Raw genomic sequence first — 13518 nt, forward strand, 5'->3', positions numbered from 1 at the left:
GCAGCCACGAGGAAGGCCCCCGGCGCCTGCCGGGGGCCTTCCTCGTACGCGAGAACGAGCGACGGCGTCAGCCGCCGAACTCCTCCAGGCCCTTCAGCGCCTGGTCGAGCAGGGCCTGGCGGCCCTCCAGCTCACGGGAGAGCTTGTCGGCCTTGGCGTCGTTGCCGGCGGCACGGGCCGCGTCGATCTGCTTGCGCAGCTTCTCCACGGCGTCCTGGAGCTGACCGGTCAGACCCGCGGCACGCGCGCGCGCCTCCGGGTTCGTCCGGCGCCACTCGGCCTCCTCGGCCTCCTGGATCGCCCGCTCCACCGTGTGCATCCGGCCCTCGACCTTGGGACGGGCGTCACGCGGGACGTGGCCGATGGCCTCCCAGCGCTCGTTGAGGGAGCGGAAGGCCGCGCGCGCCGCCTTCAGGTCCGTCACCGGCAGCAGCTTCTCGGCCTCGGTCGCGAGCTCCTCCTTCAGCTTGAGGTTCTCGCCCTGCTCCGCGTCCCGCTCGGCGAAGACCTCGCCGCGCGCCGCGAAGAAGACGTCCTGGGCACCGCGGAAGCGGTTCCACAGGTCGTCCTCGTGCTCGCGCTGGGCGCGGCCCGCCGCCTTCCACTCCGCCATCAGCTCGCGGTAGCGGGCCGCCGTGTTGCCCCAGTCGGTGGAGTTCGACAGCGACTCCGCCTCGGCGACGAGACGCTCCTTCGCCTTGCGGGCGTCCTCGCGCTGGGCGTCCAGCGACGCGAAGTGGGCCTTGCGGCGCTTCGAGAACGCCGAGCGGGCGTGCGAGAAGCGGTGCCACAGTTCGTCGTCGGACTTGCGGTCGAGCCGGGGAAGGCCCTTCCAGGTGTCCACGAGCGCCCGCAGCCGCTCGCCCGCGGAGCGCCACTGCTCGCTCTGGGCCAGCTCCTCGGCCTCGGTGACGAGCTTCTCCTTGGCGGTGCGCGCCTCGTCGGTCTGCTTGGCCTTCTGGGCCTTGCGCTCCTCGCGGCGCGAGTCGACCGTCGCGACGAGCTTGTCCAGGCGGGTCGCGAGCGCGGCCAGGTCGCCGACGGCGTGGTGCTCGTCGACCTGCTGCCGGATGTGCTCGATCGCCGCGGTGGCGTCCTTCGCCGAGAGGTCGGTGGTCCTCACCCGCTTCTCGAGGAGGCCGATCTCGACCACCAAGCCCTCGTACTTGCGCTCGAAGTAGGCCAGGGCCTCCTCAGGGGTGCCGGCCTGCCACGATCCGACGACCTTCTCGCCCTCGGCCGTCCGCACGTACACGGTGCCCGTCTCGTCGACGCGGCCCCACGGGTCGCTGCTCACAGCGCCTCCTCACCATGATGCCGTCGCGGGGTCGTACCCCCCGGGCATCGTCCACAGTTTCCCGGCGGGCCTCGCCCGCCATCGCAGCGCGGCCGACGGCCCACGCTGCACAACGCCAATCTAGGCGAACCGCGGCCCGGCTGTCCGCACTCAGCGCGACCGAGATTCCACGGTCACGCGCGCATGCGGACGAGCGGGCTCACTTCTTCGTGACGGTCGCCTTCTCGATGGTGACGGCCTTCTTCGGGGGGCCGTCCGTGGCACCGCCCTCGACACCGGCCTTCGCCACGTCCTGGACCGCCTTCAGGCCGGCCGCGTCGATCTTCCCGAAGGGGGTGTAGGTCGGCGGCAGCTTGGTGTCCTTGTAGACGAGGAAGAACTGCGAGCCGCCCGTGCCCGGCTGCCCGGTGTTGGCCATGGCGACCGTGCCCGCCGGGAACGTCACCGTGCCGTCCGCGCCGGCCTTGCCGAGGGCGGTCAGGTTCTCGTCGGGGATCGTGTAGCCGGGGCCGCCGGTGCCGTCGCCCTTCGGGTCGCCGCACTGGAGCACGTAGATGCCCTGCGTGGTGAGGCGGTGGCACTTGGTCCCGTCGAAGTACTTCTTGTCGGCGAGGTGCTTGAACGAGTTCACCGTGTGCGGGGTCTTCGCCGCCTCCATGGTGATGGTGATCTCGCCCTCGTTCGTCTTCAGGGCCATGGCGTACGCGGCCTTCTGGTCCACCGCCAGCTTCGGCTCCGGGCTCGCCGACTCGCTCGCCGTGGGCGCCGGGGTGGTGGGGGTGTCGCTCGCCGCGTCGTTCGACCCCTTCGAGGAGTCGCCCGTCAGCTCGACGGAGGCGTAGACGGCGCCGCCCGCGGCCAGCACCACCGCGAGGGAGGCCGCGATGACGGTGTTGCGGCGCTTCGCCTTGCGCCGGCTCTCCTCCCGCCGCTGCTGCTGCCGCGCGTACTTCTCCCTGGCAAGCTGCCGCCGCCGCTGATCGCTGGTGACCACCGGGTCCGCTCCTTGTCGCTCGACTGTTCCTGTCCTGGTCGGATGTGCCCGTACCGTATACGGGTTGGCTGTGGAACCGGCACCGCCGGTAGGCTCTGATCTGCCGCATTCCGTGATTTCCACGAGCCGCGCGCCTCCGTGCCGGACGACAACTAAGGACGAACGTGCTGATTGCCGGGTTCCCCGCCGGGGCCTGGGGGACCAACTGCTACCTGGTCGCCCCCGCCGCAGGCGAGGAGTGCGTGATCATCGACCCGGGCCACCAGGCCACCCAGGGTGTCGAGGAGACGCTGAAGAAGCATCGGCTCAAGCCCGTCGCCGTCGTCCTCACCCATGGACACATCGACCACGTCGCATCCGTCGTTCCGGTCTGCGGCGCCCATGACGTCCCCGCGTGGATCCACCCGTCCGACCGCTACATGATGAGCGACCCGGAGAAGGCCCTCGGCCGCTCCATCGGGATGCCCCTCATGGGCGAGCTGACCGTGGGAGAGCCCGACGACGTGCGCGAGCTCACCGACGGCGCCGAGCTGAAGCTCGCCGGTCTCGACTTCTCCGTCGCCCACGCGCCCGGTCATACCAAGGGGTCGGTGACCTTCCGGATGCCCGAGACCACGGAGATCCCCTCCGTGTTCTTCTCCGGGGATCTGCTGTTCGCCGGCTCCATCGGACGCACCGACCTCCCCGGCGGTGACATGGACGAGATGCTCGCTTCGCTGGCCCGTGTGTGCCTGCCGCTCGACAACTCGACCGTGGTGCTGTCGGGGCACGGTCCCCAGACGACCATCGGCCAGGAGCGCGCCACGAACCCCTATCTGCGGGACGTGGCGGCCGGCCTCGGGAGCACGGACGCTCCCCGACGAGGAATGTGACGACTCACGTGAGCACCTTCAAGGCCCCCAAGGGCACGTACGACCTGATCCCGCCCTACTCCGCCCAGTACCTGGCGGTCCGCGACGCGATCTCCGGACCCCTGCGGAAGTCCGGCTACGGCTACGTCGAGACCCCCGGCTTCGAGGACGTGAACCTCTTCGCCCGGGGCGTCGGCGAGTCCACCGACATCGTCAGCAAGGAGATGTACGCCTTCGAGACCAAGGGCGGCGACAAGCTCGCCCTGCGTCCCGAGGGCACCGCGTCCGTGCTGCGCGCCGCCCTGGAGGCGAACCTCCACAAGCAGGGCAACCTGCCGGTCAAGCTCTGGTACTCCGGCTCCTACTACCGCTACGAGCGCCCGCAGAAGGGCCGGTACAGGCACTTCTCGCAGGTCGGCGCCGAGGCCATCGGCGCCGAGGACCCGGCGCTCGACGCCGAGCTGATCATCCTGGCCGACGAGGCCTACCGCTCGCTCGGCCTGCGCAACTTCCGGATCCTGCTGAACTCGCTCGGCGACAAGGAGTGCCGCCCCGTCTACCGGGAGGCCCTCCAGACCTTCCTGCGGGGCCTCGACCTCGACGAGGACACCCTGCGCCGCGCCGAGATCAACCCGCTGCGCGTCCTCGACGACAAGCGCGCCGACGTCCAGAAGCAGCTCGTCGACGCGCCGCTCCTGCGCGACTACCTGTGCGACGCGTGCAAGGCGTACCACGAGGAGGTGCGCGCCCTGATCACCGCGGCGGGCGTCGTCTTCGAGGACGACCCCAAGCTGGTCCGCGGCCTCGACTACTACACCCGCACCACCTTCGAGTTCGTCCACGGCGGACTCGGCTCGCAGTCGGCGGTCGGTGGCGGCGGCCGCTACGACGGCCTCTCCGAGATGATCGGCGGCCCCGCGCTGCCGTCGGTGGGCTGGGCCCTCGGCGTGGACCGCACGGTCCTCGCCCTGGAGGCGGAGGGCGTCGAGCTCGACATCCCCGCCGCCACCAGCGTCTTCGCCGTCGCCCTCGGCGAGGAGGCCCGCCGCCTCCTCTTCGGCAAGGTCACGGAGCTGCGCCGGGCCGGTGTCGCCGCCGACTTCTCCTTCGGGGGCAAGGGCCTCAAGGGCGCCATGAAGGACGCCAACCGCTCGGGCGCCCGCCTGGCCGTCGTCGCCGGTGAGCGCGACCTCGCCGAGGGCGTCGTCCAGCTCAAGGACATGGAGTCCGGCGAGCAGCAGGCCGTCACCCCGGACGGGCTCGTCGACGCCGTACGGGCCAAGCTGGCCTGATCCGCCGTACGGAAGGGCCCGGACCGCACCCCGGTCCGGGCCCTTCCTTATCTCCCGCGAACGGCCGGACGACAGGTCCGTGTTGCAGAATGACCCTGCCCACAAGGCCGGTCGAGCGAGGGAACAGGTGACATGGCGAAGGCAGCGGTGGACGAGGTCGGCTCCGGCCGGGACGGCGGCGGCACGATCGGGGCGAGCCGGGCCTTCTCCTGGCTCCTCGTGATCACCGGAGCGGCCGGACTGCTCGCCGCCTGGGTCATCACCATCGACAAGTTCAAGCTGCTGGAGGACCCGAACTTCACCCCGGGATGCAGCCTCAACCCGATCGTCTCCTGCGGCAACATCATGAAGAGCGAGCAGGCCTCGGTCTTCGGCTTCCCGAACCCGATGCTCGGCCTCGTCACCTACGCCATGGTGATCGCGATCGGCGTGGGCCTGCTCGCCGGAGCCCGCTACCGCCGCTGGTACTGGCTCGGCCTCAACGCCGGCACCCTCTTCGGCGTCGGCTTCTGCACCTGGCTGATGTACCAGTCGCTGTACGAGATCAACTCGCTCTGCCTGTGGTGCTGCCTGGCCTGGGTCGCCACCATCGTCATGTTCTGGTACGTGACCTCGCACAACGTGCGCCTCGGCGTGATCCCCGCCCCCGGCGGCCTGAAGACCTTCTTCGACGAGTTCACGTGGATCCTGCCCGTCCTGCACATCGGGATCATCGGCATGCTGATCCTGACCCGCTGGTGGGACTTCTGGACCAGCTGACGGAGGCCGGACTGTCGGTGCGGTGACCTAGGCTTCATCACTGTGGAGCCCGACCTCTTTACCGCAGCAGCCGAAGAACGCCAGGAGAAGGACCCCGCCGGCAGCCCGCTGGCCGTCCGGATGCGCCCCCGCACCCTCGACGAGGTGGTGGGCCAGCAGCACCTGCTCAAGCCCGGCTCGCCGCTGCGCCGGCTCGTCGGGGACGGCGACGGCGGCCCCGCCGGCGCCTCCTCCGTGATCCTCTGGGGCCCGCCGGGCATCGGGAAGACCACCCTGGCGTACGTCGTCTCGAAGGCCACCGACAAGCGCTTCGTGGAGCTCTCCGCGATCACCGCGGGCGTCAAGGAGGTCCGGGCCGTCATCGACGGGGCCCGGCGCGCCGTGGGCGGCTTCGGCAAGGAGACGGTCCTCTTCCTCGACGAGATCCACCGCTTCTCCAAGGCCCAGCAGGACTCGCTCCTGCCGGCCGTCGAGAACCGCTGGGTGACGCTGATCGCCGCCACCACCGAGAACCCGTACTTCTCGGTGATCTCCCCGCTCCTCTCCCGCTCCCTGCTCCTCACCCTGGAGCCCCTGACCGACGAGGACCTCAAGGGCCTGATGGCCCGCGCGCTCACCGGCGAGCGGGGCCTCGGCGGGGCGGTGACCCTGCCGGAGGACGCCGAGGCGCACCTCCTGCGCGTCGCGGGCGGCGACGCTCGGCGGGCGCTGACTGCCCTGGAGGCGGCGGCCGGCGCGGCGATCGCCAAGGGCGAGGCGGAGATCACCCTGGAGACCGTCGAGGAGACGGTGGACCGGGCGGCCGTGAAGTACGACCGGGACGGCGACCAGCACTACGACGTGGCCAGCGCGCTCATCAAGTCGATCCGGGGCTCGGACGTGGACGCGGCCCTGCACTACCTGGCGCGGATGATCGAGGCGGGGGAGGACCCGCGCTTCATCGCCCGCCGGCTGATGATCTCCGCGAGCGAGGACATCGGCCTCGCCGACCCCCATGCCCTGCCGCTCGCGGTCGCCGCCGCCCAGGCCGTCGCCATGATCGGCTTCCCCGAGGCGGCCCTCACCCTGAGCCACGCGACCATCGCCCTGGCCCTGGCCCCGAAGTCGAACGCCGCGACGACCGCGATCGGCGCCGCCCTCGCCGACGTCCGGGGCGGCCTCGCGGGCTCGGTCCCGCCGCATCTGCGCGACGGCCACTACAAGGGCGCGGCCAAGCTGGGCCACGCCCAGGGGTACGTGTATCCGCACGACGTGCCGGGCGGGATCGCGGCCCAGCAGTACGCCCCGGACACGGTCCACGGCCGCCGCTACTACGACCCCACGCGCTACGGCGCCGAGGCCAGGTACGCGGACGTGGTGGAGCGGGTGCGCGAGCGGCTGAGGGGCGACGGGGGCTGACATCCGGCGCTCCCCGGACCCGGTACACTGGTCCGGATCGCTGCGTCCCGTGTCCGGCTCCGGTCGGCACACCAGAACGGGACAGTCAGCAGGAGACCCGGCCCCCGGGCGGGGTTTCCAGGAGCGTCGCGCACCTTCGAAGGTGTCGCGTGCCACCCATCACCACCCGGATTCCCGGGAACGGCGGTGGGTCGTTCGCGTGCTGCACGTATGTGCCCAGACCTGGGAGCGGCTGCCCGGCCGGTCCGTCCCGTACGGACCAGGCGGGTTTCCCGGCTGCGGATGCGACCTCCCCTAACCCTGGTGAAGCCGTATTCGTACAGATAGAGAGGTTGGTTCATGCCGAACCAGTCCCGTCCCAAGGTCAAGAAGTCGCGTGCCCTCGGCATCGCGCTGACCCCGAAGGCCGTCAAGTACTTCGAGGCCCGCCCCTACCCGCCGGGCGAGCACGGCCGTGGCCGCAAGCAGAACTCGGACTACAAGGTCCGTCTGCTCGAGAAGCAGCGTCTGCGCGCCCAGTACGACATCAGCGAGCGCCAGATGGCGCGCGCCTACGACCGCGCCAAGAAGGCCGAGGGCAAGACGGGCGAGGCGCTGGTCGTCGAGCTCGAGCGTCGCCTCGACGCCCTGGTCCTGCGTTCGGGCATCGCCCGCACCATCTACCAGGCCCGCCAGATGGTCGTGCACGGTCACATCCAGGTCAACGGTGGCAAGGTCGACAAGCCGTCGTTCCGTGTCCGTCCGGACGACGTCGTCATGGTCCGCGAGCGCAGCCGCACCAAGCCGCTGTTCGAGATGGCCCGTGAGGGTGGCTTCGCCGCCGATGGCGAGACCCCGCGCTACCTGCAGGTCAACCTGAAGGCCCTGGCCTTCCGCCTCGACCGCGACCCGAACCGCAAGGAAATCCCGGTCATCTGCGACGAGCAGCTGGTCGTCGAGTACTACGCCCGCTGATCACGGCACGGCAGTAGTACCGCTTCCGCGGTCCTCAGCCCGCCGCTTCCCCGCCCTTTCCGGTGGGGGAGCCGGCGGGCTTCCGCGTTCCCGGGACCCGCGCCGCCCTGGCCGTACGGAACGGGCGCGGGGCCGCCGCGCCGCCGACGCCGGGATCCCGGCGTCCGGCGAGCGCCCGCTCCACCACCGCGTCGAGCGGGAGGTTCCGGCCCTCCCGGACCGCGACGTCGAAGGCCTCGGCGCCCAGCGCCTCCTCCGCCCGCTGCTCGCACAGCGCCCTCGGCCCGTCGAACGCCTCCGAACCGAAGAGCCGGATGCCCACCGTGTCCCACACCGGCACCGTGGCCCCCTGGAGGACCGCCGCCTCGACCGGATCCCCCTCGCTCACCGTCACCAGCGCGAGCAGCTCGATCGCCAGGACGAGGCCGACCAGGTCGCGGAAGGTGTGGTTGATCGAGACGCACTCGGTGAGCAGCTCCCGCGCCTCCCCGTACGCGTCCCGGGTCCACGCCGAGTACCCCAGGACGTAGAGGGCGTAGGCCCTGGTCCAGAGCTCCCCGCGCTCCTCGCAGACCTCCCGCACCTCCCGGCAGATCGCGACCGCGCCCTCCAGGTCGCCCCGGAAGGCCTGCGCCATCGCCACCTCGACCTGGCCCATCAGCACGTTGCTGTTCAGCTCGCCGAGCTCCCGGTAGGCGTCGAGCGCCCGCCCGATCAGCGCCTCGGCCCGCGGCAGATCGTCCGAGAGCAGCGCGAGACAGCCCATCCGGTGCGTCGCGTACGCCTCCGCCAGCGCGTTGCCCGTGGACCTGGCGCGCTCCCCGCACTCGTGGAGCGCGGCCACCGCCGCCGTGCCGTCCCCCTGGAGCACCGACACGTACCCGAGCACCCACAGCGCCTTGAGCCGCGCCTCCTCGTGACCGGACTCCAGCGCGAGCGCCCGCTCCAGCCAGTGCCGGCCCTCCGAAAGCCGCCCGCAGCCGACCCACGCGAACCACAGCGTGCCCGCCAGGTGCTGGGCGAGGTGGGCGTCCTCCGGCAGCTCCAGGCACAGGTCGAGCGCCGCCCGCAGATTGGGCAGCGCCGCGTCGGTGCGGGCCGCCACGTCCGCCTGGCGGGGGCTGAACCACTCCAGCTCGCACCAGGTGGCGAGCCCCATGTACCAGTCGCGGTGCCGCCGGCGCATCCGCTCCGTGTCGCCGAGCGCCGCCAGCCACTCCGCCCCGTACGCGGCGACCGTGTCCAGGAGCCGGTACGCGGGCCCCGCCGGGGTGTCCTCCCGCGACACCAGGGACTGCGCGAGCAGGCCCCCGAGGTGGTCGAGGACCCGGTCCGGCGGCAGCTCGGGGCCCCCGCACACGTACTCCACCGCCTCCAGGTCGAAGGAGCCGGCGAACACCGAGAGCCGCGCCCACAGCAGCCGCTCCTCCGGGGTGCACAGCTCGTGGCTCCAGCCGATCGCCGTGCGCAGCGTCTGATGGCGGGGGAGCACCCCGCGCTCGCCGTCCGTCAGGAGCCGGAAGCGGTCGTCGAGACGGAGCAGCATCTGCTCGACGGAGAGGAGCGGGAGACGGCCGGCCGCCAGTTCCAGGGCGAGCGGAATGCCGTCGAGCCGCCGGCACAGCTCCCTTACGGCCTCGGCCCCGGACCGGGCGCCCGACGGCTCCCAGGGGCCGGGCGCGAGGGACGCCGGGAACCCCGGGCCGCGGGGGAGCAGGCTCGCCGGGTGCCCCGGAAGCGGGAGCGCCGGCCGGCCCGGGACGCCGGGAGACGGGGGCGCCGACGGGCCCGGGGGCCCGGGGAGCGGGACCGCGACCGGCGCGCCCGCCTCCGCCGCGCGCTCGGCGAGCAGCTCCACCGCGTCCGCCTCGTCCATCGGGGCCAGCGGGAACACCGCCTCGCCCGCCACCCGCAACGGCCGTCGGCCGACCGCAAGCACGGTCAGGCCCGGCGCCTGGGCGAGGAGCTCGCGCACCAACGGCGCACAGCTCTCCACCAGGTGCTCGAAACCGTCCACGACCAGGAGCATCCGCCGCTCCGCGAGGTGCTCGACCAGCACCTCGCGCGGGGGCCTCGTCGTGTGGTCGGTGAGACCGAGCGCCTCGACCAGGGCGTACGCCACCAGGTCGGGATCGCGCAGCGGGGCGAGCTCGGCCAGCCCGACGCCCTCGCCGTAGCGTTTCTGCGCGTCCTGGGCAGCGCGCAGCGCCAGCCGTGTCTTGCCGACGCCGCCGACGCCCACGACCGTGACCAGGCGGGATGCCTCAAGGAGCGCCGCGAGTGCGGCCCGCTCGACGTCCCGTCCGACGAACCGGTTCAGCTCCGCCGGGAGATTGCTCCGTCGCATGGGACACGGAGCGTACTCACCCGCGCGCGCTCCGTACAATCGGGTTCCCGTAACTCCCGTCCCACGAGCGGTAATGCGGTACGGCAGGACAGCTGTGGCGCGATAGGGTCGGGGGACGACTTTCACAAGGCCCAACGACAGCAGAGAGCGGTGCAGCGTGACCGGTGGAGAGGTTGCCGGGATCCTGGTGGCCGTGTTCTGGGCGATCCTCGTCTCCTTCCTCGCCGTGGTGCTGGTGAGGCTGGCGCAGACGCTCAGGGCGACCACCCGGCTGGTGGCGGACGTGACCGAGCAGGCCGTTCCCCTGCTGGCCGACGCCTCCGCGACCGTGCGCTCGGCGCAGACCCAGCTCGACCGGGTCGACGCCATCGCCTCGGACGTCCAGGAGGTCACCTCCAACGCCTCCGCGCTGTCCACGACCGTCGCCTCCACCTTCGGCGGCCCGCTCGTCAAGGTGGCCGCCTTCGGTTACGGCGTCCGCAAGGCGCTCGGCCGGGGCCGTGAGGCGGAGGACGCGCCGCGCGCCTCCGTTCGCCGTACCGTGATCGTCGGCCGTACCGTGCCGTCCTCGCGACGCCGGAAGCAGAAGGGCTGAGCCGCGATGTTCCGCCGCACGTTCTGGTTCACGGCCGGCGCAGCCGCCGGCGTGTGGGCCACCACCAAGGTCAACCGCAAGCTGAAGCAGCTGACCCCCGAGAGCCTCGCGGCCCAGGCCGCCGACAAGGCGATCGAGACCGGCCACCGCCTCAGGGACTTCGCCCTCGACGTCCGGGCGGGCATGGTCCAGCGCGAGGCCGAGCTGGGCGAGGCGCTCGGCCTGGAAGCCCCCGTGGACCCGGTCCGGGAGCTGCCGGAGCCGCGCCGCAGGGCCGCGCTCGGCCCGGTCGGGAACCCGACCACCTCTTCGTTTTCCAAGATGCCTTCGAGTTCGTACAACCGGAATGAGGACCACTGATGGAGTCGGCTGAAATCCGCCGCCGCTGGCTGAGCTTCTTCGAGGAGCGCGGGCACACCGTCGTCCCTTCGGCGTCGCTCATCGCGGACGACCCGACTCTGCTGCTCGTCCCGGCCGGCATGGTGCCGTTCAAGCCCTACTTCCTGGGTGAGGTCAAGCCGCCCTTCACGCGCGCCTCCAGCGTGCAGAAGTGCGTGCGCACGCCGGACATCGAGGAGGTCGGCAAGACCACCCGCCACGGCACGTTCTTCCAGATGTGCGGCAACTTCTCCTTCGGCGACTACTTCAAGGAAGGCGCCATCAAGCTCGCCTGGGAGCTGCTGACCACCCCGGTGGAGCACGGCGGCTACGGGCTGGAGCCGGAGAAGCTCTGGATCACCGTCTACCTGGAGGACGACGAGGCCGAGCGGATCTGGCGCGACGTCGTCGGCGTCCCGGCCGAGCGCATCCAGCGCCTCGGCAAGAAGGACAACTACTGGTCCATGGGCGTCCCCGGACCCTGCGGCCCGTGCTCCGAGATCAACTACGACCGCGGCCCCGACTTCGGCGTCGAGGGCGGCCCGGCCGTCAACGACGAGCGGTACGTGGAGATCTGGAACCTGGTCTTCATGCAGTACGAGCGCGGTGAGGGCTCCGGCAAGGACGACTTCCCGATCCTCGGCGAGCTGCCGTCGAAGAACATCGACACGGGCCTCGGCCTGGAGCGCCTGGCGATGATCCTCCAGGGCGTCCAGAACATGTACGAGACGGACACCCTCAAGGTCGTCATCGACAAGGCCACCGAGCTGACCGGCGTCGACTACGGCAAGGCCCACGACAGCGACGTCTCGCTGCGCGTGGTCGCCGACCACATGCGCACCTCCGTGATGCTCATCGGCGACGGCGTCACCCCCGGCAACGAGGGCCGCGGCTACGTGCTCCGCCGCATCATGCGCCGCGCCGTCCGCAACATGCGCCTGCTCGGCGCCACCGGCCCGGTCGTCCAGGACCTCGTCGACACCGTGATCGACACGATGGGCGAGCAGTACCCCGAGCTGGTCACCGACCGCAAGCGCATCGAGACCGTCGCCCTCGCCGAAGAGGCCGCCTTCCTGAAGGCCCTCAAGGGCGGCACCAACATCCTCGACACCGCCGTCACCGAGACCAAGGCCGCCGGCGGCTCGGTCCTCGCCGGTGAGAAGGCCTTCCTGCTCCACGACACCTGGGGCTTCCCGATCGACCTCACCCTGGAGATGGCCGCCGAGCAGGGCCTCTCCGTGGACGAGGACGGCTTCCGCCGCCTGATGAAGGAGCAGCGGGACCGCGCCAAGGCCGACGCCAAGGCCAAGAAGACCGGCCACGCGGACATGACCTCGTACCGGGAGATCGCCGACAGCAACGGCGCCACCGAGTTCACCGGCTACACGAACACCGAGGGCGAGTCCACGGTCGTCGGCCTCCTGGTGAACGGCGTCTCCTCGCCGGCCGCCTCCGAGGGCGACGAGGTCGAGGTCGTCCTCGACCGCACCCCGTTCTACGCCGAGGGCGGCGGTCAGATCGCCGACCAGGGCCGGATCAAGCTGCACAGCGGTGCCGTCATCGAGGTCCGCGACGTCCAGCAGCCGGTCCCGGGCGTCTCCGTCCACAAGGGCTCCGTGCAGGTCGGCGAGGTGACCGTGGGCTCCACCGCCTACGCCACGATCGACGTCAAGCGCCGCCGGGCCATCGCCCGCGCCCACTCCGCCACGCATCTGACCCACCAGGCGCTGCGCGACGCTCTCGGCCCGACGGCCGCCCAGGCCGGTTCCGAGAACCAGCCGGGTCGCTTCCGCTTCGACTTCGGTTCGCCGAACGCCGTCCCGGGCGCGGTCCTCACCGACGTCGAGCAGAAGATCAACGAGGTCCTCTCGCGCGAGCTCGAGGTCCACGCCGAGGTCATGCCGATCAACGAGGCCAAGCGCCAGGGCGCCATCGCCGAGTTCGGCGAGAAGTACGGCGAGCAGGTCCGCGTCGTCACCATCGGCGACTTCTCCAAGGAGCTGTGCGGCGGCACGCACGTCGGCAACACCGCCCAGCTGGGCCTGGTGAAGCTGCTCGGCGAGTCCTCCATCGGCTCCGGCGTGCGCCGCATCGAGGCCCTCGTGGGTGTCGACGCGTACAACTTCCTCGCCCGCGAGCACACGGTCGTCGCCCAGCTCCAGGAGCTCGTCAAGGGCCGCCCGGAGGAGCTGCCGGAGAAGATCTCCTCCATGCTCGGCAAGCTGAAGGACGCCGAGAAGGAGATCGAGAAGTTCCGCGCGGAGAAGGTCCTCCAGGCCGCCGCCGGTCTCGTCGACTCGGCCCGCGACATCCGCGGCGTCGCCCTCGTCACCGGGCAGGTCCCGGACGGCACCGGCGCCGACGACCTCCGCAAGCTCGTCCTGGACGTGCGGGGCCGCATCTCCGGCGGCCGCCCGGCCGTCGTGGCCCTGTTCACCACCGTCAACGGCAAGCCGCTGACGGTCATCGCCACCAACGAGGCCGCCCGCGAGCGTGGTCTCAAGGCCGGCGACCTGGTCCGCACGGCCGCCAAGACCCTCGGCGGCGGTGGCGGCGGCAAGCCGGACGTCGCCCAGGGCGGCGGCCAGAACCCGGAGGCCGTCGGCGAGGCCATCGCCGCCGTCGAGCGCCTCGTGGTGGAGACGGCGTGACG

11 protein-coding genes are annotated in these 13518 nt (G+C 71.6%); 8 read left to right on the forward strand and 3 right to left on the reverse strand.

Translation table 11 applies throughout. The features are described from left to right. Window positions 1-67 precede the first annotated feature (67 nt). Together ABTY59_RS27270 and ABTY59_RS27275 are read right to left on the reverse strand one after the other, a co-directional pair. A complete protein-coding gene (locus ABTY59_RS27270; protein ID WP_352021684.1) occupies window positions 68-1297 on the reverse strand; it encodes a DUF349 domain-containing protein in 1230 nt (409 codons plus the stop codon). A gap of 199 nt (window positions 1298-1496) precedes the next feature. After that, the gene (locus ABTY59_RS27275) at window positions 1497-2291 is read right to left on the reverse strand and encodes a peptidylprolyl isomerase (protein WP_352021685.1); all 795 of its coding nucleotides are present in this window, start codon (window positions 2289-2291) and stop codon (window positions 1497-1499) included. A 164-nt stretch (window positions 2292-2455) separates the two neighbouring features. Here ABTY59_RS27275 and ABTY59_RS27280 point away from each other — a divergent pair, with 164 nt between their 5' ends. The 5 genes from ABTY59_RS27280 (at window position 2456) to rpsD (ending at window position 7545) form a co-directional block, all read left to right on the forward strand. Then, window positions 2456-3163 carry an MBL fold metallo-hydrolase gene (locus ABTY59_RS27280; protein WP_352021686.1) on the forward strand — a complete coding sequence of 236 codons (708 nt, stop codon included), beginning with the start codon at window positions 2456-2458 and terminating at the stop codon, window positions 3161-3163. A gap of 8 nt (window positions 3164-3171) precedes the next feature. Further along, window positions 3172-4434: a histidine--tRNA ligase gene (hisS, locus tag ABTY59_RS27285; protein WP_352021687.1), complete on the forward strand. Its 1263-nt coding sequence runs from the start codon at window positions 3172-3174 to the stop codon at window positions 4432-4434. A gap of 132 nt (window positions 4435-4566) precedes the next feature. Further along, window positions 4567-5193 carry a vitamin K epoxide reductase family protein gene (locus tag ABTY59_RS27290; protein WP_352021688.1) on the forward strand — a complete coding sequence of 209 codons (627 nt, stop codon included), beginning with the start codon at window positions 4567-4569 and terminating at the stop codon, window positions 5191-5193. A 42-nt stretch (window positions 5194-5235) separates the two neighbouring features. Beyond that, window positions 5236-6591, forward strand: a complete 1356-nt coding sequence (locus ABTY59_RS27295; RefSeq protein ID WP_352021689.1) for a replication-associated recombination protein A — start codon at window positions 5236-5238, stop codon at window positions 6589-6591. 339 nt (window positions 6592-6930) lie between these two features. Beyond that, window positions 6931-7545 carry a 30S ribosomal protein S4 gene (rpsD, locus tag ABTY59_RS27300; RefSeq protein ID WP_015032311.1) on the forward strand — a complete coding sequence of 205 codons (615 nt, stop codon included), beginning with the start codon at window positions 6931-6933 and terminating at the stop codon, window positions 7543-7545. A gap of 34 nt (window positions 7546-7579) precedes the next feature. Here rpsD and ABTY59_RS27305 read toward each other — a convergent pair whose 3' ends face one another. Next, window positions 7580-9892: an ATP-binding protein gene (locus ABTY59_RS27305; RefSeq protein WP_352021690.1), complete on the reverse strand. Its 2313-nt coding sequence runs from the start codon at window positions 9890-9892 to the stop codon at window positions 7580-7582. Window positions 9893-10049: 157 nt separating this feature from the next. Here ABTY59_RS27305 and ABTY59_RS27310 point away from each other — a divergent pair, with 157 nt between their 5' ends. The 3 genes from ABTY59_RS27310 to alaS are packed head-to-tail and all read left to right on the forward strand — an operon-like array spanning window position 10050 to window position 13516. Then, on the forward strand, window positions 10050-10487 hold the full coding sequence (locus ABTY59_RS27310; RefSeq protein WP_352021691.1) for a DUF948 domain-containing protein: 438 nt from the start codon (window positions 10050-10052) through the stop codon (window positions 10485-10487). Window positions 10488-10493: 6 nt separating this feature from the next. Then, a complete protein-coding gene (locus ABTY59_RS27315) occupies window positions 10494-10847 on the forward strand; it encodes a hypothetical protein (RefSeq protein ID WP_352021692.1) in 354 nt (117 codons plus the stop codon). Beyond that, window positions 10847-13516 (forward strand): alanine--tRNA ligase, encoded by a 2670-nt coding sequence (gene alaS, locus ABTY59_RS27320; RefSeq protein ID WP_352021693.1) that lies wholly within the window; start codon window positions 10847-10849, stop codon window positions 13514-13516. Before ABTY59_RS27315 ends, alaS begins: the two co-directional genes overlap by 1 nt. The last annotated feature ends 2 nt before the right edge of the window (window positions 13517-13518 follow it).

The organism is Streptomyces sp. NPDC096079, assembly GCF_040303145.1.
Taxonomy (GTDB): Bacteria; Actinomycetota; Actinomycetes; order Streptomycetales; family Streptomycetaceae; genus Streptomyces.

Excerpts from the sequence above, each read along its gene's own strand:
- ABTY59_RS27290 (WP_352021688.1), top strand. The coding sequence starts at position 4,567 with ATGGCGAAGGCAGCGGTGGACGAGGTCGGCTCCGGCCGGGACGGCGGC.
- rpsD (WP_015032311.1), top strand. The coding sequence starts at position 6,931 with ATGCCGAACCAGTCCCGTCCCAAGGTCAAGAAGTCGCGTGCCCTCGGC.
- ABTY59_RS27305 (WP_352021690.1), bottom strand. The coding sequence starts at position 9,892 with ATGCGACGGAGCAATCTCCCGGCGGAGCTGAACCGGTTCGTCGGACGG.
- ABTY59_RS27315 (WP_352021692.1), top strand. The coding sequence starts at position 10,494 with ATGTTCCGCCGCACGTTCTGGTTCACGGCCGGCGCAGCCGCCGGCGTG.
- alaS (WP_352021693.1), top strand. The coding sequence starts at position 10,847 with ATGGAGTCGGCTGAAATCCGCCGCCGCTGGCTGAGCTTCTTCGAGGAG.